Below are 23,446 nucleotides of genomic sequence, written 5' to 3'. Positions count from 1 at the left end.
AGATTGAATTTAGATTGCAAAAATAGGCAATTATTCTTTATTTCAAGGCATTTAACACTTTTGTAAATGCTAAATCTTTCTAAAAATAAGGGATTTTACTCCTGACTCAGAAAATTGATGTCTTCTAAAAGACGTTTAATTTCTTCTTTATTTGTTCCGTCATAAAATCCGCGAACACGTCTTTTTTGATCCACCAAAACAAAATTCTCGGTATGTACCATATCGTAGAGCTGATCTGGACGTCCAAGTTTTACCGCGAGATACGATTTTCGGGCCATGGTGTAAATTTCTTTTTTATCACCGGTAACCAGATTCCATTTGCTGTCTACCACACCGTGTTTTATGGCGTATGCTTTTAAAACCGGAATGCTGTCTACCTCCGGAAATACAGTATGAGAAAGCAGCATCACTTTCGGATTGTTTAAAACTGCTTTTTGAACATCTTCTAGATTGGTCGTCATTTTTGGGCAAATTGATCCGCAGGTCGTGAAGAAAAAGTCAGCCACATATATTTTTCCTTCGTAATTCTTCTGGGTAATAGTATCTCCGTTTTGATTTACAAATGAAAAATCAGCAATCGTATGGTATTTGCTTTTGTATTGTACTGTGCTATCCACCAATTCCGGATTTACATCAGCAGGATTGTAAATAGGTAAAGTTTTTTGCGGTTTTAAAGCGGAGTAAAATAAAGATATTGTAACGGTCGAAAATAGAATAAGAACAATAAAGAATTTACGGTATTTGTATAGAAAAGATTTCATAAAAGCAATTTGGAGGCAAAAATACGAAAAGCACTTCTCAAAATCCTAAGAGCGCTTAGTTTTTAACAGGTTATAAGGAGTGAAATAGGGCTGAAGGCCCAAAAGCACCAGCATGGCGCAAAGCACTATGAATGATAATGATGATAATAATACCCCAAAGCCCTCTAAGGGCTAAAGCAGATTGACACCAATAAACAAATTTTTTATTTTTTGGTTTTCCGAATAGTCTTGTTTACCAAATACAGTCCCGTTAAGGTTACGATGGTACCAATGGCGATAGCTTGTGTAAGCGTTTCTCCAAAAATAAAAGACCCTAGAATCATGGCAACAATTGGATTGATGTAGACATAGATACTGCTGATTTCGGTTGGAAGGTGTTGCAACGAGTAAATAAATGCGATGAAAGTTAGAACAGAGCCAATAAGGACCAGGTAGACAATAGACCACAGAGAAGGCAAGGGGATTTCACTAAGCGGAATATTGATTCCCGTGGCTTCTGTGATTCCAAAAAGAAACACACTCGAAATCAGCATCTGCAATCCCAAACTGAAATACGGATTAAAACTGGACGCTTTTTTCTTTGTTTCGAGTATTCCAAAAGCCCATGTTATCGTAGAGGCTGTCATTAAGATAATTCCAAATTGAAAATCAGGTCTGAAAAAATCAGAGAGATAATCAATGAAAATAATACAAACTCCTCCAAAACTGATCAGAATTCCAACCAAAGCCATTTTTGCGATTTTCTGACCATTAAAAAAGTTGATGATAATGATCCAGATCGGAAATAAAGCACTGATGATGGCTCCGAGTCCGCTGCTCATGTATTTGACACCCCAAGTGCTTAAGCCGTTGCTGCATACAAAATTTAAAAACGCCAGAATGATGATTGTGCGCCATTGTTTGCCTTTTGGCCAGGGTTGTTTTTTAAACAAAAAATAGCCTACGTACAAAATTCCACCCAGAAATTGACGGATGGTGGCCAACTGTAAAGCGGGCATGTGTTTCACGCCTTCTTTGGACGCTAGCCAGGTGGTTCCCCAAAAAAAACTTACCCAGCATAAAGCTAAAATCGGTAATCCGATAGCTTCGATTTTTCCTGAAACGGCATTCTGAATTTTTGCTCTCACTTTTTATTTCAATTCGTTGTAACAAATATTCGAAAAAGTATTCTAATATAAAGATAAAAACCATGGATAAATACATGAAAATATTTGATAGTATGTATTAAAATGTTATGATCCTTGAATTTTTGAGATTATTTCAAAAATTTTAACATAGCATTCAAAATATTAGAAATACGTTTGTGTAACCACCAAAACTTAAATATAAATGAAAAGACAACTTAGCAGACCTTTGTTCTGCGCTTTTCTTACAGCAGTTTCTTTTACAGCTGTAAATGCTCAGAATGCAACTTCAAAAGAGCCGGGTATCAATGTTTCATACATGAATACCAAAATTAGTCCGAGTCAGGATTTTTTTCAATATGTAAATGGAACATGGCTTAGTAAAACTGAAATTCCAAGTGATCGTACCACATGGGGAAGTTTTAATGAGTTGATTAAGAAGACAGATAAAGACGCGATGTCTATTCTGAAAGAAGCTTCTAAAAATCCAAAGTATAAATCAGATACCGATCAGGGTAAAGCCGTAAACTTGTTTTCAACGATTTTAGATACTGTTGGAAGAAACAAAGCCGGAATAAAACCATTGCAGCCTTACTTAAAAAAAATTGATGCAATCAAAAACATCACTGATCTTCAAAAGTATTTAACTGAAATTGCACAGGAAGGCAATATTGTTTTTTTTGGAACTTATATTGGAGCGGATGAAAAAAACAGCTCTAAAAACTCGGTAACACTTGTTCCAAGCGGTTTAGGATTGCCGGATCAGGATTATTACATCTCTGAGGATAAAGATTCAAAAGAAAAACGTGCAAAATACCAGCTGCATTTGACAAGAATGTTGCAGTTTATTGGTGAATCTCCGGAGAAAGCAAAACAAAGCGCCGCTGCAATTTTGGCCTTAGAAACAGAATTGTCAAAACCAAGATTCAATCGTGTGGAAAGCAGAGACAGCCGTTTGCAGTACAACCCGATGACAGTTGCTGAACTTCAAAAGTTAACACCAGCTATTAAATGGGAGACCTATCTTACTAGTATTGGGTTGGCAAAGCTAGACACCATTGTGGTAATGCAGCCTAAATACATGAAAGCTTTACAGACTGTTTTTACTCAAAATAAAGTAGAGCAGTGGAAAGAATATCTGAAATGGGACTTGTTAAACTCCTTTAGTTCGCAATTGTCAACCGATATCGAAGCAGCTAATTTTGATTTTTACAGCAAGACCTTAAGAGGAGCTATTAAACAATTACCACGTGAAGAAAAAGCACTACAGGTTGTGAACAACAGTATTGGTGAAGCACTTGGTAAATTATATGTTGAGAAAGTATTCCCAGCTGAAGCAAAAGCAAAAGCAGTCGATATGATTCATAACGTAATTCTGGCGTACCAAAACCGTATCAATAACTTAACATGGATGTCTGCGGCTACTAAGGTAAAAGCCATTGAAAAGCTAAATAAAATCACGATAAAAGTGGGTTACCCGGACAAATGGAAAGATTATTCAGCACTTGAAATTAAAAGTGTTGCCGATGGAGGAAGTTATCTCCAAAACAGCATAAATATCTCGAAATGGAATTTCAAAAAAGGAATCGAGAAGTTAAACAAACCAGTTGATAAAACGGAGTGGGGAATGTCGCCACAAACTGTAAATGCGTATTACAACCCGTCTTACAACGAAATTGTATTCCCGGCAGCTATTTTGCAGCCTCCATTTTACAACTATCAAGCTGATGAAGCCGTAAACTATGGTGGAATCGGAGCTGTAATTGGTCACGAAATCTCACACGGTTTTGATGATTCGGGAGCACGATACAATGCTGAAGGAAATTTAGTGGACTGGTGGACACCGGAAGATCTAAAACAATTTACAGCTCTTGGAGGAGCTCTTGCAGCACAATACAGCGCTTTAGAGCCTTTACCGGGAATTCATGTTGATGGTAATTTTACTTTGGGAGAAAACATTGGTGACTTAGGAGGTATTAATGCAGCTTATGATGGTTTGCAATTGTATTTGAAAAAACATGGAAATCCGGGTTTAATTGACGGATTTACTCCAGAACAGCGTTTCTTTATTTCATGGGCAACTGTTTGGAGAACGAAAAGTAGAGACGAAGCGATCAAAAATCAGGTAAAAACCGATCCGCATTCACCGGGAATGTACAGAGCGGTTGTTCCGGTTCAGAACGTAGATGCTTTTTATGATGCTTTTGGAATCAAAAAAGGTGATAAAATGTATGTTGATCCTGATAAAAGAGTTAAAATCTGGTAGTATATAAAACCATAAAAAACGGCGCTGATTTAGCGCCGTTTTTGATTTCTGTTCTATCCGTTCTTTAGAAGCAGAACCCCTGATTTTATAAGTACTTTTGGACTAAAAAACAGGATGTAGCCCGATTGAATTGCATCTGTCAATTTATGTGAAAAATTTAACATGACGTTTGGAATAATTACAATATGTTTGTGTATATACTAAAAACTACAAAGAAAAATGATTAAACAATTACGAAAACCAATGTTTTGTGTTGTTTCTGCAATGGTTACCATTACCGCAGTAAACGCTCAAAGTGCAAAACCAAAAGAACCGGGTATCAATCTTTCTAATATGGATACTAAAGTAAGTCCAAAAGAAGACTTTTTCCGTTATGTAAACGGAACCTGGTTAGATAAAACTGAAATTCCAAGTGATAGAAATTCATGGGGAAGTTTTAATGAACTACGTCAAAAGACGGATAACGATGCTCTTGCCATCTTAAAAGAAGCTTCAAAAGATCCTAAGTACAAATCCAATACAGATCAGGGAAAAGCGATTGCTTTGTTTAATACTATTTTAGATACTGTTGGACGCAATAAAAGAGGGGTTACACCACTTCAGCCTATTTTAAAGAAGATCGATGCCATTAAAAATGTAACCGATTTGCAAAATTTCTTTATTGAAATGCAGCCACAGGGTGGTGTTGGTTTCTTTGGTGTTTTTGTGGGCCCGGATGCTAAAAACAGTAATAAAAACACGGTTAACTTAGGCCCTGGAGGTTTAGGACTTTCGGATAAAGATTACTACAATGCCGATGACAAAGATTCAAAAGAAAAACGTGAAAAATATGAAATACACGTTGCGAGAATGTTGCAGTTTATTGGTGAATCTCCTGCAAAAGCAAAAGAAAGTGCCAAACAAATTCTGGCTTTAGAAATTGAATTGTCTGCTCCAAGACTAGACCGTGTGGAACGCAGAGATCGTAGAAAACAGTACAATCCAACCGCGATTGCCGACTTAAAAAAGAATACACCTTCAATTCAATGGGAGAAATATTTCACCGGAATTGGAATGGCGAAGTTGGATAGCGTGAATGTAGCGCAGCCGCGTTATATGATCGCTTTGGAAAAAACATTATCTGAAAAGAAAGTAGAAGCCTGGAAAGAATACTTAAAATGGTCTATACTTAACAGAACAGCCTCTACTTTGAGTACAGACATCGAAAATGCTAATTTCGATTTCTACGGAAAAACATTAACAGGAGCTTTGAAACAACGCCCTCGTGAAGAAATGGCTTTACAGGTAATTAACACTGCAACGGGCGAAGCCTTAGGAAAATTGTATGTAGAGAAGTTATTCCCTGCTGAAGCAAAAGACAAAGCAAAGAAAATGATTGCGAATGTAATGCTGGCTTATGAAAACAGAATCAATGCATTGCCTTGGATGTCACAACAAACAAAAGTAAAGGCAATAGAAAAGTTGAAAAAACTTACCGTTAAAATTGGATACCCTGACAAATGGAAAGATTATTCTGCTTTAGAACTTAAAAATGTTGGAGAAGGCGGGACTTATTTTGATAATATGAGAAACATATCAAAATGGGCTTATGCTGAAAATCTGGCCAAATTAGGAAAACCGGTTGATAAAACAGAGTGGGGAATGTCTCCGCAAACGGTAAATGCCTATTTCAATCCATCTTACAACGAGATTGTTTTTCCTGCAGCGATCCTACAGCCGCCTTTCTACAATTACCAAGCTGATGAAGCGGTGAATTATGGTGGAATCGGAGCGGTAATCGGACATGAGATTTCTCACGGATTTGATGATTCAGGTGCACGTTACAATGCAGACGGGAATCTTGTAGACTGGTGGACAGCGGATGACCTAAAACAATTTACAGCTCTTGGAGGTGCTCTTGCAGCACAATACAGCGCTTTAGAGCCTTTACCAGGAATTCACGTAGACGGTAAATTTACTTTAGGTGAAAACATTGGAGATTTAGGTGGAATAAATGCTGCTTATGATGGTTTACAGTTGTATTTGAAAGCAAATGGTAATCCAGGCTTAATTGATGGATTTACACCGGAACAGCGTTTCTTTATTTCCTGGTCTACGGTTTGGAGAACTAAATCAAGAGACGAGGCTATAAAAAGTCAGGTTAAAACTGATCCGCATTCTCCTGGAATGTACAGAGCTGTTGTTCCAATTCAAAATGTTGATGCTTTTTACCAGGCTTTCGATATTAAAAAAGGAGACAAGATGTATATTGATCCGGATAAAAGAGTTAAAATCTGGTAATCTTAAAATCATAAAAAACGGCGCTAAATTAGCGCCGTTTTTGTTTTTTTAAGTTTTATGAAACCGCAATAAATATTTCTACTGTTGCATCTTGGGGGTTTTGAGCTTTGTCTCCATAAACTTCGTAGTCGGCTGTGAAACTTCGGTTCAGTCCGGAGTCCCAAATTTCCAGCCATTTATTAAAAACAATTCCATCGTTTAGATTTCCTTGGGTGATGAATTTCTCATACACCGCCGTTTCAATTGTTTTTCCTACCATTTCGTTTGGAATCGTGTCGAGGTTTTCAACACGGCAGCCCAGAATGGTGGTATAAGGTTTAGTATGATCTTTTTCGTAGTCTGTATACACACAAAAAATATCTTCCGAAACCTTATTCGGGATCTTGCTCAGAATTCCTTCAGAGATAAATTGGTTCCAAAGTTCCGGAATATCTGTTCCGGATTGCCCATTTTCGTTTGTAGTTCTTACCGAAATACCGATTACATTGAATTTCTGTACCATTTTAAATGTTTTTGGTTGAGCTGTAAATGTAAAATGTGACGGTGACAACAGTATGTCAGCAGTGAACAGGAATTTTACTTTAAATGACTGTAAATATAAGTCTCAATGGCTTTTAACTCCTCATCCGACATGGCCTGCGTTACCGGAAAATTAGTCTTCATAACGGCAAATTGACTCGGATCAACAATAGGATCAGCATTTCCTTTTAAGAAAGTAACAATATCTCCATTTTTGTCTTTGTAGATTTTGGCTATTTCCTGAATACTAGGACCAATTACCTTTTTGTCCGGCTGATGGCAGGAGAAACAATTTCCCTGTCCTTCAAATATTTGTTTTCCAAACTCTGCTGGAGTTTTGGCTTTTGCTGTTTCTCCTTCGGAATAGGCTTCCGTTGTATTTTCAACAGGAGCTTCAACAGTTTCTTTTTTACAGGATGCGAACGCTAGAACGGCTGATAAGAATAGTATTTTTTTCATGTTATTTGTTTAGTAAGATTGCTGCTTCTTTGGCAAAGTAAGTCGAGATAATACTGGCGCCTGCGCGCTTAATGCAATATAGTTGCTCTAGCATGATTTTGTCGTGATCAAGCCACCCTCTTTCTGCTGCGGCCTTTACCATAGCGTACTCACCAGATACCTGGTAAACGGCAACCGGTACATGAACGGCATTTTTTACCTCACGAACGATGTCCAAATAAGCAATTCCCGGTTTTACCATAACGATGTCAGCACCTTCTTCAACATCTAATAAGGCCTCACGAATTCCTTCAATTCGGTTGGCGTAATCCATCTGGTATGTTTTCTTGTCTTTCGGTATATTTTGAGAATCTACGGGAGCAGAATCTAAAGCATCGCGAAATGGTCCGTAAAATGCTGAAGCATATTTGGCACTGTAACTCATGATTCCCACATTGTGATGTCCATTTTCTTCCAGTGCTTTTCTAATGGCTAAAACCCTTCCGTCCATCATATCACTTGGCGCAACAAAATCGGCTCCGGCTTCGGCGTGACTTAAACTCATTCGTGTTAAGGCATCAACAGTAGGATCATTAAGAAGTTGTCCGTTTTCGATAATTCCATCATGACCGTAAATCGAGTAAGGATCAAGAGCTACATCAGGCATTACAATCATTTCAGGAACGGCATCTTTAATGGCCCGGATGGTTTGTTGCATTAAACCGTCTTTGTTCCAGGCTTCAACGCCTTTGTTATCTTTTAAATGATCGCTGATTTTTACATAGATGTTTACCGCTTTGATTCCTAAATCCCAGGCTTCTTTTACTTCTTTGATGGTATTGTCTAAGGAATGACGGTAGATTCCCGGCATTGACGGAATAGCAACTTTTACATCTTTTCCTTCAGTAACAAACATCGGAAGCATAAAATCCTGCGGACTTAAACTGGTTTCACGAACTAAAGAACGAATGGATTCATTGGTTCTCAAACGGCGGTTTCTTTGTAATGGGAACATAAAAATTTAGATTTTAGATTTTAGATTTTAGATTGCAACCGATTTATTCGAAATCTGATGGAGAATCCTACTTTCTAAAGTGTATTGTTTTTTATTTTTTTGAAGATTGTGTTACTTTTTAATAAGTGGCACAAAGTTAAAGAAAAAGGAACAGAATAAGGCGTTTAGCGTGCTGTAGAATCCGTTAATATTATCTAAAAGTTTAATATGAAAAACATTGTTAAAGTAAGAAAAAGCTTGTATTTTTGTTTTTGAAATAGATTAGAATGCTTAGTGGCAAGCTATATAAAAAATAATGCAATGAATAATTTTACGATTAGAATTGCTGGTAATACGGAAGCTCCCTGTTATTGGGCAATTAAAGAAAAAGGTTATGACATTCAAATAGTAGAATGTTTTTTAACTAATAAAGAAGGAACAGATTGTAGATACCTCATTGAAGCAAAAAAAGAGCATCGCCTTTTTAGTGCAACTGATGTATATGAATTATTTGCACTTATATCTATGTGGGAAGTTAGAGGAGATAACTGGCAAGTAAGCAAAGAAGAAATCTCATTATATTTTGATCTTAAAGATAAAGCACCACTTTTTGATATGGAAGGAAATGAATTAGAGAATGACTAATTTTAATAATGCTCATAGCTACAGTTTTAAATATTTTCATCTAAATCTGTATAAAGAAGAAAATTCCTGCCACACCCTTTGCCATAGCGTACTCACCAGATACTTGGTAAACGGCAACCGGTACATGAACGGCATTTTTTACCTCACGAACGATGTCCAAATAAGCAATTCCCGGTTTTACCATAACGATGTCAGCACCTTCTTCAACATCTAATAAAGCTTCGCGGATTCCTTCAATTCGATTGGCATAATCCATCTGATATGTTTTCTTGTCTTTCGGGATATTTTGAGAATCTACGGGAGCCGAATCTAAAGCATCACGAAAGGGGCCGTAAAACGCTGAAGCATATTTGGCACTGTAACTCATGATTCCCACATTGTGATGTCCGTTTTCTTCCAGTGCTTTTCTGATCGATAATACACGCCCGTCCATCATATCACTTGGTGCGACAAAATCGGCTCCGGCTTCGGCATGGCTTAAACTCATTCGTGTTAAGGCATCAACATTAGGATCATTAAGAGTTGTCCGTTTTCGATAATTCCATCATGACCGTAAATCGAGTAAGGATCAAGAGCTACATCAGGCATTACAATCATTTCAGGAACGGCATCTTTAATGGCACGGATGGTTTGTTGCATCAAACCGTCTTTGTTCAAGACTTCAACGCCTTTGTTATCTTTTAAATGATCGCTGATTTTTACATAGATGTTTACCGCTTTGATTCCTAAATCCCAGGCTTCTTTTACTTCTTTGATGGTATTATCTAAGGAATGACGGTAGATTTCCGGTATTGACGGAATAGCAACTTTTACATCTTTTCCTTCAGTAACAAACATCGGAAGCATAAAATCCTGCGGACTTAAACTGGTTTCACGAACTAAAGAACGAATGGATTCATTGGTTCTCAAACGGCGGTTTCTTTGTAATGGGAACATAAAAATTTGCAGGATCTTGTCGTTTTGTCCTCCTTTCTGAAGTTTAAAAAATATTTGAAAGCTATGGCTTTAGAATTAACCCGCGGACTCTGGTTTTTTTAGATATTTACCTATAAATTTGTCTGATGAAGAAATTTCTCGCATTATGTTGTTGTTTACTGCTGACAAGCTGTTTTGAAATAACAGAAAGAATCAAACACCACGACGACCAAAGCGGAGAATATACGCTGATGGTCGACTTTTCGAAATCATGGTTTAAGACAAAATCGGCCATGTGGATGGAAGAGGTTGATGGCGTAAAAATCCCAAACGAACAGGAAATCACCAAAAAGTTGGAAGATTTTAAAGCTAAAGCCTTAAAAATTGATGGTATTACAAATGTAACGACCAAAACTGATTTTGATCAATATGTTTTTATTATCAAACTCAATTATGCCAATTTGAAGGCGCTCAATGCCGTTGTAAACACCATCAACAATCAAAGCAATCAGATTCATTTTAGCAGTAACGCCAGAAGTTTTGAGAGAACTGCGTCTTATCCTGTTCCTGAAAAAATTGTAAAAGACCCGAAGAAAAAAGAAGATTTGGAAGCAGCGAGCATAACAGCAATTTATACTTTTGATAAAGATGTTCAGGCAGTAGCGAATCCGAACAGTAAAATTTCACAGAACAAAAAGACCGTTTTTCTCAAACAAAGTATGTACAACGTACTTAAAAAATCGGCATTAATGAACAATACAATCCAATTAACCCCTTGATTTATGAAGCAGTTTTATTTTTTATTTCTATTATTTGCCACGCATTTGACTTTTGGCCAGCTCAATTCAAAACCATACGATTATTTTGTGCAGTTTAACGGAGATCAGTTGTCCAAAAAAGTTAACATTGATGAGGTATTAAATCATTCGTTGATTCGTAGATACAAAGAAGGCAAAGCCAATTTGGATTTGAGCAAGTATACCGCTCTTTTTAAATTGGATCAGAAAATAACCGTTCACGGAAACTTCACCGATAGTATTCCGTATTATCAGGTGACCATGCCCATTAAAAGCAAAGAAGCAGTGCGACAGTTTTTAATTGAGGAGCATACTAAAAATAAAAACACAGACTCGGTTGAGGTTCCCGCCATTCAGGATTACGGAAAATATGCGGTTTTTACCCCAAAAAACAAAAAGACCTCATTCGTATGGAACGATAATTATTTGGTATTGGTAGAGTTGACTAAAAAGTACAAACCAAAATCATATGACTGGGAAAGCACAACACAAGATTCTATTGCAATAGATGAACCTTATCAGGAAACTTCGACGGAAACGGTTGAAGAACCTGCGCAATCGGCTGAAGAGGCTGCGGTTAGTGCTGCAAAAGAAACAGAAGAAGTTATGGCGGTGTCTAATGTAGCATATGAAAAAGCAGAGGCCGATTTCAATCTTTTACAAGCCGAGCAACAAAGTCTTTTTATCAAATCATTGTTCGAAAACGGATTCACGGCTCCTGTTTCAGAGAAGGTAAACGTCGCGGCAGATATTTCTTCATGGCTGAATTACAGCTCAGCGATGACCAGTTTAAATTCGGCATACAGTGCTTTGTCTAAGTTTACCAGCTATAATAAGTTTTTACCGATGCAAAATAATGCGGCCAATATGGTAAAAGGGATTAATCTGGATTTTTATTTTGACAATGATAATGCCCGCATTGAGGAAGTCGTAGAATATTCAGAACAAATGGCGGCAATTGTTGGAAAAATGGCCGACAGAAAAATCAATAAAAACATATTTAATTATTTTCCGGATGAAAAACCTTTAGGATATATGTCTTATCATATCAATACTAAGGCGGCACTGGAAAAATTTCCAACGTTAGTGGCAGATTTATTTCAAAGTCAGTATTTAGCAAAAGAAGATTTGACGGTTGTTACGGATTTAATTTCGACTATAGTGGATGAAGAGGCTACTGCAACGCTTTTTGATGGTGATTTAAGCATGTTTTTATACCATGTCAATGAAGTTGAGGTGACAAAGAAAGTGCTTGGATATGACGAAAATTATGAAGAGAAGATAACAGAGGAAAAAGTGAAGAAGAGTGTTCCGTTATTCTCGATAGTGTTTACGTCAACACATCCAACTTTTGGTGATAAGTTAATTCAATTGGGACTTCGTAAAAAATTCCTGGAACAAAAGGGAGATTTTTATCAAATTCTGGGAACAGAAGAGTTTGGTACTATTTTTATCAAAAAAGACAAAGATGTGGTATTGATCGCCAATACCTTAGATTATTTTAATGATGGAAAAGGACTTTTTGTTAAAGAAGCAAAAAAAGATTTAAAGAAAAATTACATCTCTGGAAAATTAAATTTTGCAAGAGCATCATTTGCTTATGAAAATTCAGGCAAAGCAAAAGGGAAAGACTCAGAAAAATTGAAACGATTGTCAGAGCAGTTTAGTGATGTTGCTATACAGTCTCCTAAAAGACTGATCGATAACAAGTTGAAATTTGAGCTAAAATTAAACGCTTCAAAATCAGATAAAAACATCATTTTGCAAACGTTGGATTTAGCTGAAGAGTTGAGTAAATAATCTAAATTGCTTTTATAAAACTAAAGTCCCCGAAAGAGATTTAATCTTTTTCGGGGATTTTTTATTCTTATTTTAGAGGATCGATGCCTCATAAATTCGTTTAATGGATTTTTCGAGTTTCAAATTAAAATCTTCATCAGACTGACCAAAAGTTAATCCCTCAGACAATGCCCGTGAGAAGCTGGCTATCAATCCGTGATTTTCTGCCAGTTTTTGATTGGCCTCTTCCTGCGCATAACCACCGGACAATGCTACCACCCGCACGACATGAGGATTGGTCATTAATTCTTTGTAAAAATCATTTACGGTTGGAATTGAAAGTTTCAGCATCACTTTAACTTCTTTGTCCAGTAAATTAAGCTGCTTGATGATTTCTGCTTTTAGAATTTGTTCTGATTCTTCTTTGGCAGGACTGTAAATATCTACTTCAGGTTCAATAATGGGTACAAGGCCTTTGTTAAATATTTGGAGGCCTACTGCAAATTGCTGTTCAACGACTTCGCGAATTCCGATGGCATTGGCTTCTTTGATTACGGAACGCATCTTGGTTCCGAAAACATTGCGTTCTACAGCACGTGTTAACAATTCGTCTAAGTTAGAAATGGGTTTCATCAGCTGTACCCCATTGGCAGGCTCGGCGAGGCCTTTGTCTACTTTTAAAAAGGGAACGATGTTTTTCTTTTCCCATAAATAATCGGAAGTATAGAGCCCATCGATTTTGCGGTCCATCGTGTTTTCAAATAAAATAGCGCCCAGGATATACGAGCTGTCAAATGCAGGACTTTTAATAATGCGGGTTCTCATGTCATGCACAAGAGTGTACATTTCTTCCTCCGTGGAGTAATTGTTTTCTTGTACACCGTATTGTGCTAAAGCTTTTGGTGTACTTCCACCACTTTGATCTAAAGCGGCGATAAATCCTTTTCCGGTCTGCATGCGGTTCAATTTTGTGGTATTCAAAGCCTCTCTATTTTCCATAATAATGATTTTTAATATAAATTATTTATGTTGAATCCGTTGGTCGTAACTCATTCTAACACATAAAAACATAGATTTTGAATCAATAAGAAAGACGTTACACTCCATTAAAATACAGATATCCGTCTATGCGAAAGAAATATGTTTCTTTTTTTGTACTCTTTTTTAAACCTATAAATTTATGTTTCTATGTGTTAGATTAATCTTTCGTATTATGCCGATGCAGCTTATGTTGAGTCTTTTGCCGACGTTTTTTTCTGACAATATGGGAACGTATTAAAGCCCAGTTTTCTGATTTATTTTTTCGTAGACCTCTTTTACTTTCTTTGGAGGATCAAATCGATAACCAAGACTTAGCTTTAAAGTTGAAATGTTATCATTGAGTCGGGCTTCTGCATCACCATTCTGAATGAAATTAACCGTGTTTAAACTCGCAAAACCAAAAAAGCGATCTCTATTGTAGGCAAGCTTTAAATTAAAGTCTAATTCAAGCAAAGCAGAGGTTACTTTGTCAATATTGTTAATTCCTGCTCCAAGTGCAATTCCCGTACCAATTAAGACGCGATCACTTATTACAAAATTATAAAAGTAGGAGGGTGCTACTGAAAAAACGTAAATTTCGCCATCTGAAGAGTCTGGGCTATTGTTCAGATTGATATTGGTGTAATAAAATGAAAAAGTAGGAATGAAACTTCCTGAGCTTTTGGTTTGCCATTCGTTTTGGTTGACCAATGTTTTATAGGAGAAATTATCATTAAAAACATAGGATGTTGTTCCTCCAATTTTGGTGGTACGCATACGAGGATATGCGGTCTGAAAGTCTTTGTCACCAATATAAAACCCTCTTTGATTGATAAAGGTGAAAGATTGCATCCACTTTTTTAAGTAAAATCGGGTGTTGAAGCTGAACAATTTAGAGTCTGAATTGTCTTTGTTTACCGTAAAAAATTTCGGCGCAAAGCCAAAACTGATGTCTACAAATTTGTAACTTAAACTCACCCCCAGTTGTTCTCGTCGATTAGGACTCAATTCAAAAGTTTTTTTCTCTCCCTCAGATTCAGAACCAATCTGAAAATTATTTGAAGTATCTAAATAGTAAAAACCAGCAGTGATTTTATCATCATAAGATTTAAAATAGGGATTGCGCAGGGAGTCATTTTGAGCAAAACACCCAAAAAGACTTCCGAAGAACACTATATAAATCAGTTTTAGATTCATTTATTAAATAATGCATTATGTGTCACTCCTCCGGAGTTTAAAAACTAAATCTACAAAAAAATCTAGAAATATATTGTCCCTTTGGGACTTTGGGAGGTATCATTTAAAAAATCGTTTATGGGTTTGTTCCAGTTCGTTTTAGGCTTATTTGTTAAATAATGCAATTATGTGTCATTCCTCCGGAGTTTAAAAACTAAATCTACAAAAAATCTAGAAATATATTGGCCCTTTGGGACTTTGGGAGGTGTCATTAAAAAAATCGTTTGTGGGTTTGTGCCAGTTCGTTTTAGGTTTCCAATAAATACAACAGTGTTTTTAGCATTTTAGTTCTGCCATTTTTAGAAAGCTCCGTAAGGAGCAACATCTTTATAGAAATGTGGGTTTGTATTTTGAATTTTGAGCTCCATAGGAGCAACATGTTTATAGCTCCGTAGGTGCGGTATATTATTTTTCATTCAGTCTTCTGTAACATCATCAAATAAATATTCATTTTTAAAATCAACATCAAACAATTTCAAAAAACCAATATATTCTTCTTTGAATGTTCTTGTTTTGTGATGCTCCTCCTGATTTTCAATGTATTTTATAATGTTTGTTAAATGTGAATGGCTATACGAAAAGGCTCCAAATCCATTTTGCCATTCAAATTTTCCATTGATCCATTTCTTTTCATTGATGAATTTTGAAGAATTTGCCTTAATATCTCTTACTAAATCCGATATCGACTTGTCCGGTTTTAATCCGATCAAGATGTGAATATGATCCGGCATTCCGTTAATTGTAATCAGTTTTTGTCCCTTATTGCTGATAATGCCGGTGATGTATTTATAGATTTCAGCTTTCCAATTTTTGGAAATTAAGTTTTGTCGGCCCTTAACAGTGAAAACAATATGGATGTACAATTGAGAATAAGTGTTTGCCATAGCAATGTGTTTTTATAAATGTCATCCTTATGGGTTTAAGGGCTAAATCTACAAAAAATATACAAACACCTTGTTGTTTTTGAACGAAATTATTTACAATTTAAAAAAGAGCGCAGAAAAGAACTATTGTGCTAAAATCCAATCAACAGGATTTTCTAATACCTGAATCAATTTTTCCTCATCACTTCCTGCTGCGGCATGGTGATCGTAAACCCACTGCACGTGCGGAGGCAAACTCATTAAAATACTTTCAATTCTTCCGTTGGTTTTTAAACCAAACAGGGTGCCTTTGTCGTGCACTAAATTGAATTCTACATATCGACCACGACGAATTTCCTGCCAGGTTCTGTTTTCTGTGGTGTATTCCAGATTTTTTCTTCTTTCGGCAATCGGAACATAAGCTTCAAGGAAACTATTACCAACTTCGGTCACAAAATTGTACCAGTCTTCCATAGACATTGTTTCATTTGCTTTGCAATAATCAAAGAACAAACCACCAATACCACGGGCTTCGTTGCGGTGAGCATTCCAGAAATAACCATCACATTGTTTTTTGTACTTAGGATAAAACTCCGGATTATGTTTGTCACAGGCTGTTTTACAGGTTTGATGAAAATGAAGAGCATCTTCTTCAAACAAATAATAAGGGGTTAAATCCTGACCGCCACCAAACCATTGCTCAATTACTTTCCCTGTTTCATCATACATTTCAAAGTAACGCCAATTGGCATGCACCGTTGGAGTCATTGGGTTTTTTGGGTGAAGGACTAAACTTAAGCCGCAGGCAAAGAAATCTGCTTCACCTACATTAAACATTTTCTGCATGGCTTCCGGTAATTTTCCGTGAACTGCCGAAATGTTGACACCACCTTTTTCGAAAACGGCACCATTTTCAATCACACGGGTTCTTCCGCCGCCACCTTCAGGACGTTTCCAAAGATCTTCACGAAATTTTGCAGTTCCGTCAACTGTTTCTAAACCAGTACAAATCTGGTCTTGTAAGTTTTGTATGTAAGCAAAAAATTTATCTTTCATGACTATTATATTCTGATTTGAGTAATCCAAAGTAAACAACATCTTCTAACGTTCCGTCGCTGGTTTTGAATTCTTCTCGTAATATTCCTTCTTGTTTAAAATGATGTTTTAAAGCAATTTGTTGACTTGCTTTGTTGATTTTTGAGGTACAGATGAATACTTTATTCATGTTTAAAGTATTGAAACAAAACTCTAAGGTTTCCGAAACTAGTTTTGAAGTAATGCCTTTTCCCTGATAATCTTCATCAATAAAATAACCTAATTCACATTTTGAAATGTGATAATCAATGCTTTTTACACATAAGTAGCCGATCAAATTATTGGTTTTGATGTCTCTTGTGAAAAAATAGAACCATTCTTTGTTTTTTTCTTTCTCTCGATTTAAAACAATAAATTCTTTCGTTTTTTCTAAATCTAAACAGTTTGCGAGCGTAACTGGAAATGTTTTTTCAATGTGACTTTTATTCTTATCGATAAGGTTAAAAAACTCTTCGGGAAGAATATTGTTGATCGTATCTGTTTTCCAATCTGTAAAACCCATTATGATCTTTTTTTGGCCGAAGCAATTTTAGTATTTATTGCAAATGAAAAAACGTTGCTTTTTTGTTGAATATACTGGTAAATGGCAAGTGTTTTTCCTAAAAAGTCAAACTGCTTTTCTTGAGATAAATTAATTAAAATATCTGCAAATTGCTCCTGTTGATTCCAGTCTAAATGACATCTTTGTAGCAGAATGATTAATTCTTCTTCGGGGATTTCAATAGTCCGTTCCAGACTTAAACCAAAGTTTTTTAGCTGTTCGTCGATTAGACTTATATCTTCAGCATTCCAAAACTTAGGAACAAAAATTAAGGCGCGTAACGTTTTTAGAGTATTCTCTATTCTGATGCTTTCTTCGTCTCTTAATCCTTTGTTGAGCATTTTTTTTAAGTTTTTGGTCTCAGTTTTCAGCCACAGTTTTCAGGTTGCTTGTGGCTAATTGAAAACTGTGACTGCCAAACTGAAAACTAGTTCCCGTATTCCTTAACGGCGTCAATAAACGCCTTAGCGTGATCTACAGGAATATGTGGTAAAATTCCGTGACCTAAATTTACGATATATTTGTCTTTTCCGAATTCGTCTATCATTTCATGAACCATTTTTTTGATGGTTGGAATTGGAGAAAGTAATCTTGAAGGATCAAAATTACCTTGTAAAGTAATGTTTCCACCAGATAAATAACGTGCGTTTCTTGGCGTACAAGTCCAGTCTACACCAAGTGCCGAAGCTTTACTTTTACCCATTTCGCCTAAAGCAAACCAGCATCCTTTTCCGAAAACGATAACCGGAGTAACTTCTGCCAAAGCATCTACAATCTGATTGATGTATTTCCAGGAGAATTCCTGATAATCAACAGGAGAAAGCATTCCTCCCCAGGAATCAAAAATTTGAACAGCATCAACTCCCGCTTTTACTTTTTCTTTTAAGTATAAAATCGTGGTATCTGTAATTTTTTGTAATAAAGTATGCGCTGCTATCGGGTTTGAAAAGCAGAATCCTTTTGCAGTATCAAAACTTTTAGAGCCTTTTCCTTCAACGGCATAACAGAAAATTGTCCATGGCGAACCAGCGAAACCAATTAAGGGTACTTCGTCGTTCAGCATTTCTTTAGTCAGTTTAACAGCATCAAAGACATAGCCTAAAGTTTCGTTTACATCCGGAACAATAACCTGATTGACCTGTTCCATTGTGCGAATCGGATCAGGAATAATTGGACCTAAATTGTCCTTTAATTCTACGTGAATACCCATTGCACGGGGAACAACTAAAATATCGGAGAAAAGAATAGCAGCATCCGGAGCAATTCTGCGGATTGGCTGAACAGTAATTTCGGCAGCCAGTTCAGGAGTTTCACATCTGGTGAAAAAATCATATTTATCGCGTAGAGCTCTAAATTCCGGCAAGTATCTTCCGGCTTGACGCATCATCCAAACGGGTGGACGTTGTACTGTTTCTCCTTTTAGTGCTTTTAAGAATAGATCGTTTTTTAACATTGTTTTTTGCTTTAGGCTTTAAGCTTTAGGCTTTAAGCGGTGTTTATTTTTGTGTTTGCTTACAGCCTAAAGCTTAAAGCGTACAGCGATTATTTATATTCTTGTAAAACATCTTCAATTACATCTTCAACGGTTGGCTGATCAGCAATAACGATGTTTTTGGTAATTTTATGTAAAGCTTCAGCAGTGGTTTCTCCAATGCAAAAGCAGGTTTCTTTTTTAATAGTATTCTCTTTCAGATAACTTTCAACGCCAGAAGGGCTATAGAATAAAATAGCATCAACAACAGTTTTTATTTTCTGAGGAGTCAATGAAGTGTCATAAACCTGAATTTCATTGAATTTCATCTCAGCATCTTTTAAGGCTTTTGGTAAAGTTTCTCTGCGAAGGTTTCCACTGAAAAAAGTATAGCTTTCACTGCGATAAATTAAAGTAATGATCTCAGCTAAATCTGCAGCATATCCGGTATAAGCGACTACATTGAATCCGTTTTCAGACAAAAGGATCTTAGTTTTTAATCCGACACAAAATACATTTTTACTTTTTAGTTCTTCTGATTTTGAATGCGATAGAATACTGTGAACCGCATTCTGACTCGTAAAGATTAAATTATCGTTGAGATCTTTTATTTCGAAAGGTTTGTTCTCGGTTTGAATAAAATCAACTTCAATAACTTCTAGATTAGCGGTTGTTAACGCTTGTTTTTGTTCAGTCGAGAGTTTTTTTGTAGATAATATTTGAATTGATTTACTCATTACTTTTTCAGAGATTCTTTAATAGTTTGCATCAATTCCGTTCCGCCGTTGTTAAGGATTTCCTGAGCAGCGAAGAATCCTAATTTTTTCCACTCTCCAATTTCAACGGTTTTGTTGATTTCCAGTTTCTGTTTTCCGTCAACTGAAAGTAAAACTCCCTGAAAGTGAAGTGTGTCTTCGTCTTCGTTATAACGAACTAAAGCTCCGATTGGCGCTGTACAGCCACCCTCTAAAGTTCTTAAAAACTGACGTTCGATATAGGTGCAAATCTCAGTTTCAATATCATTTAATTGTGATAACGCTTCTAAAGCATAATTATCGTTTTCCATTGCCACAACCATCATCGCTCCTTGTGCCGGCGCGGGAATCATCCAGTCTAAATCGATAAAATTTTCTGGTTTTAAATTGATGCGCTCCAAACCTGCAGCAGCAAAAACAGCCCCGTCCCAGTTGTTGTCCTGCAGTTTTTGCATACGGGTATTTACATTTCCGCGTAAATCAACAACCGTATGATTAGGATATTTGTTGAACCATTGTGCCTGACGACGTAAACTTCCGGTTGCGATTGTACTTGGATTGGCAAAATCAGGATTTCCTTTATGAACCAGAATATCAAGTACATTGGCTCTTTCTAAAACTGCCGCCTGAACAATACCTTTTGGTAATGCAGTTGGTACATCTTTCATCGAATGGACGGCAATATCTACATCGCCATTAATCATGGCAACATCTAAAGTTTTGGTGAAAATTCCCGTGATTCCAAGTTCGTAAAGAGGTTTGTCAAGTATAATATCACCTGTAGATTTTACAGCTATAATCTCGGTTTTATACCCCAGATCGTTTAGTTTTTTTTCGACAGTATGTGCTTGCCAAAGTGCCAATTCGCTATCGCGGGTTCCAATTCTGATTGTTTTTTCTGCCATTTTTATATTTTAACCATTAAGATATTAAGGTTCATTAAGCTTTATGTTGATTTTTTAAGTTAATGAAGCTGTTAATCTATTAGTCTTGTAAAATATTCATTTACAAGTGGTTTCATTGATTTTGTTATATTTAAAGTGTTGAAATTAATTAATAGTCCTTGAGGTCTCTGTAATAATTTCATATAAGTTAATAATTGTGCTTCGTGAATAGGTGATAGATTTTCTATTGCTTTTAGTTCAACAACTACACAATCATTAACAAGCAGATCTATTCTTAAATCAGATTCCAGTTCAAGATTATAATATTCTATTTTAACACTTAATTGTTGTTTAACATCGTATCCATTCTGTTCTAATTCATATTTAAGGCATTGTTCATAAATGCTTTCTAAAAGTCCAGGTCCTAACGCTTTATGCACTTTTATGGCAAAACCTGTTATTTCATAAGCTAATTGTGTAACCTCTTTTTTTGTCATAGAACATTGTTTATTCTTTTTTAATCATTAAGATGTTAAGTTGATTAAGAAGAGCTTTTATAAAGCACAAAATCTTAATTCTCTACTATTTTAATGATTCGGAATTAACCACAAAGCTTAATTAACTTAATATCTTAATGGTAAAATCCTTTTTTAAGATGCTTTTATTTTGAAGACTTTTTCGATCCATTCGATGCTTTCATCAACCATGGTATCGTCGTCTTTTAAGTGATTGGCAAAATGAGTAGTGATTTTCTGAATGATTCGGTTACTGATAATTTCAGCCTGTTCTTCATTGAAATCAGCAATTTTTCTGCTTTGAAAATCTAATTCCGAGTTTTTAATCGCGTTTAGTTTTTCTTTCAAAGCATTAATGGTAGGGGCGAATTTGCGGCCTTTAGTCCAGGTTATAAATTCTTCTTTAACTTCTTCAATAATAGCTTCGGCAGCAGGAATATGAAGTTTTCTGTTTTCCAGCGTTTCATCCGTCAATTGCGACAAATAATCCATATGAATCAAGGTCACACCTTCTAATTCCTCCACGTTTTCATTAACGTTTTTCGGAATGGATAAATCTAAAATCAATAAAGGTTTTTTAAGATTCAGGATGGCTTTGTCCACCGTTGGATTCTGAGCACCGGTTGCCACAACTACAACATCAGCTTTTTGAAGTTCAAGATGTAATTCAGAATAATCCTTAACAATCAGATTTAGCTTTCCGGCTAATTTCTCTGCTTTGTCTTTGGTACGATTGATTAAGGTGATGTGCTCGTTTTTAGTATGTTTTACTAAATTCTCGCAAGTATTTCGGCCTATTTTTCCGGTTCCGAAAAGTAGAATGTTTTTGTTTCCAATATCTTCTACATTTTTAAGTATGTATTGTACCGATGCAAAAGAAACGGAAGTGGCTCCGGAACTGATTTCTGTTTCGTTCTTGATTTTTTTACTCGCCTGAATCACTGCATTTACCAGTCTTTCCAGAAAAGCATTGGCTAAACCGAGTGATTTGGAATGTGTAAAACTGGTTTTGATTTGAGAAATAATTTCAAAGTCACCTAAGATCTGACTGTCAAGGCCAGTTCCTACGCGAAACATATGATTAATTGCTTCCTGATTTTTATAGACGAATCCTACTTTTTGAAAAGCATCAACAGATCCGTTACTATTATCACAAATTAATTTTATTAATTGAAAAGGATGTTCTGCAAAACCGTAGATCTCGGTTCTGTTGCAGGTCGAAGTGACAATTAAACTTTCTATTCCCTCATTTTTAGCTTGTTCCAGCAAACGTGTTTTGGCAATTGCATCCAAACTAAATTGACCTCTGACCTCAGCATCAGCTTTTTTATAACTCAGACCAACTGAATAAAAATAAAGGTGTTTCGGTACGTTATTGTTTTCCATAAATTCACTTTCATAAAAGTGCAACAAAATTATCATTATAGTGTTTACAAAAGTAACGCTGAAAGTACTTTTTGTATCGCTACATGTTTTTTTGTTTCTAAACAACTGTTTTTATGCAAAAAGAAGTATTTTTGTAGCAAAATCAAGTTGTTAGAAATGTTTTGTTTAGAGTGATTCTAAATAACATTCTCCATTTACTCTAATTTTTGTTTCAAAAAAATATCGCTATGAGTTCTCAGGAAATTATTAAAATCGAAGATGACTTTACGCTGATCCGTTTTCAAAACGACAGTTCAGAGCTCTTTTTGGGGCAGCACGAAGTAGGTAGTGGTCTGATACAGTTTCATTTCGGAATAAAGGGCAATGCTAAATTTTTATTCAATCAGGGTAGTTATGCCTTAGAATTGAAGGAAGAAAAATCGTTGCTTTTGTACAATCCGCAGAAAGAATTACCATTGAATTTAGAACTTTCTCCGAATTCGTGGGTGATTTCAGTAATAGTATCGATCAAAAAATTTCACGCGTTGTTTTCTGCCGAAGCAGATTATATTACTTTTTTAAGTCCTGATAATAAGGACAAAAAATACTACAACGAAGGAAATATTAGTCCCTCTATGGCTATTGTTCTGAGTCAGCTGTTTCATTACAACCTTCATCCGTCAATAAAAAACCTTTATTATAAGGGAAAAGGATATGAATTACTGAGTCTGTATTTTAACCGAACCGAAGATCCAAATGCAGAACAATGTCCGTTTTTGATTGATGAAGATAACGTTTTAAAAATAAGACGAGCAAAGGAAATTATTATCGCAAATATGGCCGAACCGCCAGGTTTGCAGGAACTGGCGGACGAAATTGGCTTGAATCTTAAGAAACTTAAAATGGGTTTCAAACAAATCTACGGCGATACGGTTTATGGATTTCTGTTTGATTATAAAATGGATTTCGCCCGTAAACTGCTCGATAGCGGTTCTTATAACGTAAATGAGGTAGGACTAAAAATTGGTTACAGCACGGGGAGTCATTTTATAGCGGCATTTAAGAAAAAATTTGCCACCACTCCCAAAAAATACCTGATGTCGATTAATGCAAATGTTTAATGGTTAAAAGATATTCAATAGTTTTATTGCTTTTGTTAATTATGTCTTGCAAATCAAAAGAA

22 protein-coding genes and 1 pseudogene are annotated in these 23,446 nt (G+C 36.0%); 6 read left to right on the top strand and 17 right to left on the bottom strand.

From position 1 onward, the window contains the following. Positions 1-95: 95 nt before the first annotated feature. A complete protein-coding gene (locus tag FLA105534_RS02635) occupies positions 96-761 on the bottom strand; it encodes an SCO family protein (RefSeq protein ID WP_173964494.1) in 666 nt (221 codons plus the stop codon). A 203-nt stretch (positions 762-964) separates the two neighbouring features. Continuing rightward, on the bottom strand, positions 965-1,888 hold the full coding sequence (locus FLA105534_RS02630; RefSeq protein WP_173964493.1) for a DMT family transporter: 924 nt from the start codon (positions 1,886-1,888) through the stop codon (positions 965-967). 202 nt (positions 1,889-2,090) lie between these two features. On the opposite strand from FLA105534_RS02630, the gene FLA105534_RS02625 reads away from it, so the two are divergent. Both FLA105534_RS02625 and FLA105534_RS02620 read left to right on the top strand, forming a co-directional pair. Then, positions 2,091-4,151 carry a M13 family metallopeptidase gene (locus FLA105534_RS02625; RefSeq protein ID WP_173964492.1) on the top strand — a complete coding sequence of 687 codons (2,061 nt, stop codon included), beginning with the start codon at positions 2,091-2,093 and terminating at the stop codon, positions 4,149-4,151. A 219-nt stretch (positions 4,152-4,370) separates the two neighbouring features. Further along, complete coding sequence (locus tag FLA105534_RS02620; RefSeq protein ID WP_173964491.1) at positions 4,371-6,431, top strand: M13 family metallopeptidase; 2,061 nt, start codon at positions 4,371-4,373, stop codon at positions 6,429-6,431. Positions 6,432-6,486: 55 nt separating this feature from the next. Here the strand turns inward: FLA105534_RS02620 and FLA105534_RS02615 are convergent, their stop codons facing one another. The 3 genes from FLA105534_RS02615 to hemB (FLA105534_RS02605) all read right to left on the bottom strand — a co-directional run bounded on the left by FLA105534_RS02615 (position 6,487) and on the right by hemB (FLA105534_RS02605) (position 8,403). Next, positions 6,487-6,933 carry a GyrI-like domain-containing protein gene (locus FLA105534_RS02615; protein ID WP_173964490.1) on the bottom strand — a complete coding sequence of 149 codons (447 nt, stop codon included), beginning with the start codon at positions 6,931-6,933 and terminating at the stop codon, positions 6,487-6,489. A 74-nt stretch (positions 6,934-7,007) separates the two neighbouring features. Further along, positions 7,008-7,409 (bottom strand): c-type cytochrome, encoded by a 402-nt coding sequence (locus tag FLA105534_RS02610; RefSeq protein WP_173964489.1) that lies wholly within the window; start codon positions 7,407-7,409, stop codon positions 7,008-7,010. A 1-nt stretch (position 7,410) separates the two neighbouring features. Next, positions 7,411-8,403 carry a porphobilinogen synthase gene (gene hemB / locus FLA105534_RS02605; RefSeq protein WP_173964488.1) on the bottom strand — a complete coding sequence of 331 codons (993 nt, stop codon included), beginning with the start codon at positions 8,401-8,403 and terminating at the stop codon, positions 7,411-7,413. Positions 8,404-8,703: 300 nt separating this feature from the next. On the opposite strand from hemB (FLA105534_RS02605), the gene FLA105534_RS02600 reads away from it, so the two are divergent. Next, entirely contained in the window at positions 8,704-9,027 is a 324-nt protein-coding gene (locus FLA105534_RS02600) for a hypothetical protein (RefSeq protein WP_173964487.1), read from the top strand. 67 nt (positions 9,028-9,094) lie between these two features. Here FLA105534_RS02600 and hemB (FLA105534_RS02595) read toward each other — a convergent pair. Next, positions 9,095-9,963, bottom strand: a pseudogene (gene hemB, locus FLA105534_RS02595) (porphobilinogen synthase); the annotation flags it as partial. Positions 9,964-10,088: 125 nt separating this feature from the next. On the opposite strand from hemB (FLA105534_RS02595), the gene FLA105534_RS02590 reads away from it, so the two are divergent. Next, complete coding sequence (locus FLA105534_RS02590) at positions 10,089-10,721, top strand: hypothetical protein (protein ID WP_173964486.1); 633 nt, start codon at positions 10,089-10,091, stop codon at positions 10,719-10,721. A 3-nt stretch (positions 10,722-10,724) separates the two neighbouring features. Further along, positions 10,725-12,539, top strand: coding sequence for a hypothetical protein (locus tag FLA105534_RS02585; RefSeq protein ID WP_173964485.1), 1,815 nt, complete (start codon positions 10,725-10,727; stop codon positions 12,537-12,539). Between the two features lie 72 nt (positions 12,540-12,611). Here FLA105534_RS02585 and FLA105534_RS02580 read toward each other — a convergent pair whose 3' ends face one another. From FLA105534_RS02580 to hemA, 11 genes are all read right to left on the bottom strand, one after another. After that, positions 12,612-13,499 (bottom strand): fructose bisphosphate aldolase, encoded by an 888-nt coding sequence (locus tag FLA105534_RS02580; RefSeq protein ID WP_173964541.1) that lies wholly within the window; start codon positions 13,497-13,499, stop codon positions 12,612-12,614. Positions 13,500-13,793: 294 nt separating this feature from the next. Next, complete coding sequence (locus FLA105534_RS02575) at positions 13,794-14,735, bottom strand: DUF4421 family protein (protein ID WP_173964484.1); 942 nt, start codon at positions 14,733-14,735, stop codon at positions 13,794-13,796. A 455-nt stretch (positions 14,736-15,190) separates the two neighbouring features. Beyond that, positions 15,191-15,658, bottom strand: a complete 468-nt coding sequence (gene tnpA, locus FLA105534_RS02570) for an IS200/IS605 family transposase (protein ID WP_173964483.1) — start codon at positions 15,656-15,658, stop codon at positions 15,191-15,193. 123 nt (positions 15,659-15,781) lie between these two features. Beyond that, the gene (gene hemF / locus FLA105534_RS02565; RefSeq protein ID WP_173964482.1) at positions 15,782-16,693 is read right to left on the bottom strand and encodes an oxygen-dependent coproporphyrinogen oxidase; all 912 of its coding nucleotides are present in this window, start codon (positions 16,691-16,693) and stop codon (positions 15,782-15,784) included. Beyond that, on the bottom strand, positions 16,683-17,234 hold the full coding sequence (locus FLA105534_RS02560; RefSeq protein WP_173964481.1) for a GNAT family N-acetyltransferase: 552 nt from the start codon (positions 17,232-17,234) through the stop codon (positions 16,683-16,685). Before FLA105534_RS02560 ends, hemF begins: the two co-directional genes overlap by 11 nt. Further along, positions 17,234-17,614: a hypothetical protein gene (locus tag FLA105534_RS02555; protein ID WP_173964480.1), complete on the bottom strand. Its 381-nt coding sequence runs from the start codon at positions 17,612-17,614 to the stop codon at positions 17,234-17,236. The genes FLA105534_RS02560 and FLA105534_RS02555 overlap by 1 nt, the downstream gene beginning before the upstream one ends. Before the next feature lie 86 nt (positions 17,615-17,700). Then, on the bottom strand, positions 17,701-18,726 hold the full coding sequence (gene hemE / locus FLA105534_RS02550) for a uroporphyrinogen decarboxylase (RefSeq protein ID WP_173964479.1): 1,026 nt from the start codon (positions 18,724-18,726) through the stop codon (positions 17,701-17,703). 89 nt (positions 18,727-18,815) lie between these two features. Continuing rightward, positions 18,816-19,481 carry a uroporphyrinogen-III synthase gene (locus tag FLA105534_RS02545; RefSeq protein WP_173964478.1) on the bottom strand — a complete coding sequence of 222 codons (666 nt, stop codon included), beginning with the start codon at positions 19,479-19,481 and terminating at the stop codon, positions 18,816-18,818. Continuing rightward, positions 19,481-20,404: a hydroxymethylbilane synthase gene (gene hemC, locus FLA105534_RS02540; protein WP_173964477.1), complete on the bottom strand. Its 924-nt coding sequence runs from the start codon at positions 20,402-20,404 to the stop codon at positions 19,481-19,483. Before hemC ends, FLA105534_RS02545 begins: the two co-directional genes overlap by 1 nt. Positions 20,405-20,475: 71 nt before the next feature. After that, positions 20,476-20,880: a GxxExxY protein gene (locus FLA105534_RS02535; protein ID WP_173964476.1), complete on the bottom strand. Its 405-nt coding sequence runs from the start codon at positions 20,878-20,880 to the stop codon at positions 20,476-20,478. Positions 20,881-21,033: 153 nt separating this feature from the next. Next, positions 21,034-22,284: a glutamyl-tRNA reductase gene (hemA, locus tag FLA105534_RS02530; RefSeq protein WP_173964475.1), complete on the bottom strand. Its 1,251-nt coding sequence runs from the start codon at positions 22,282-22,284 to the stop codon at positions 21,034-21,036. A 227-nt stretch (positions 22,285-22,511) separates the two neighbouring features. Between hemA and FLA105534_RS02525 the strand changes: the two genes are divergently transcribed. Continuing rightward, positions 22,512-23,384, top strand: coding sequence for an AraC family transcriptional regulator (locus tag FLA105534_RS02525; RefSeq protein WP_173964474.1), 873 nt, complete (start codon positions 22,512-22,514; stop codon positions 23,382-23,384). Positions 23,385-23,446: the final 62 nt, after the last annotated feature.

The organism is Flavobacterium collinsii (genome assembly GCF_902804485.1).
In the GTDB taxonomy this organism is placed as follows: domain Bacteria; phylum Bacteroidota; class Bacteroidia; order Flavobacteriales; family Flavobacteriaceae; genus Flavobacterium; species Flavobacterium collinsii.
Note: the sequence above shows the minus strand (reverse complement) of the source record. Positions and strands in the feature narration are given on the sequence as shown.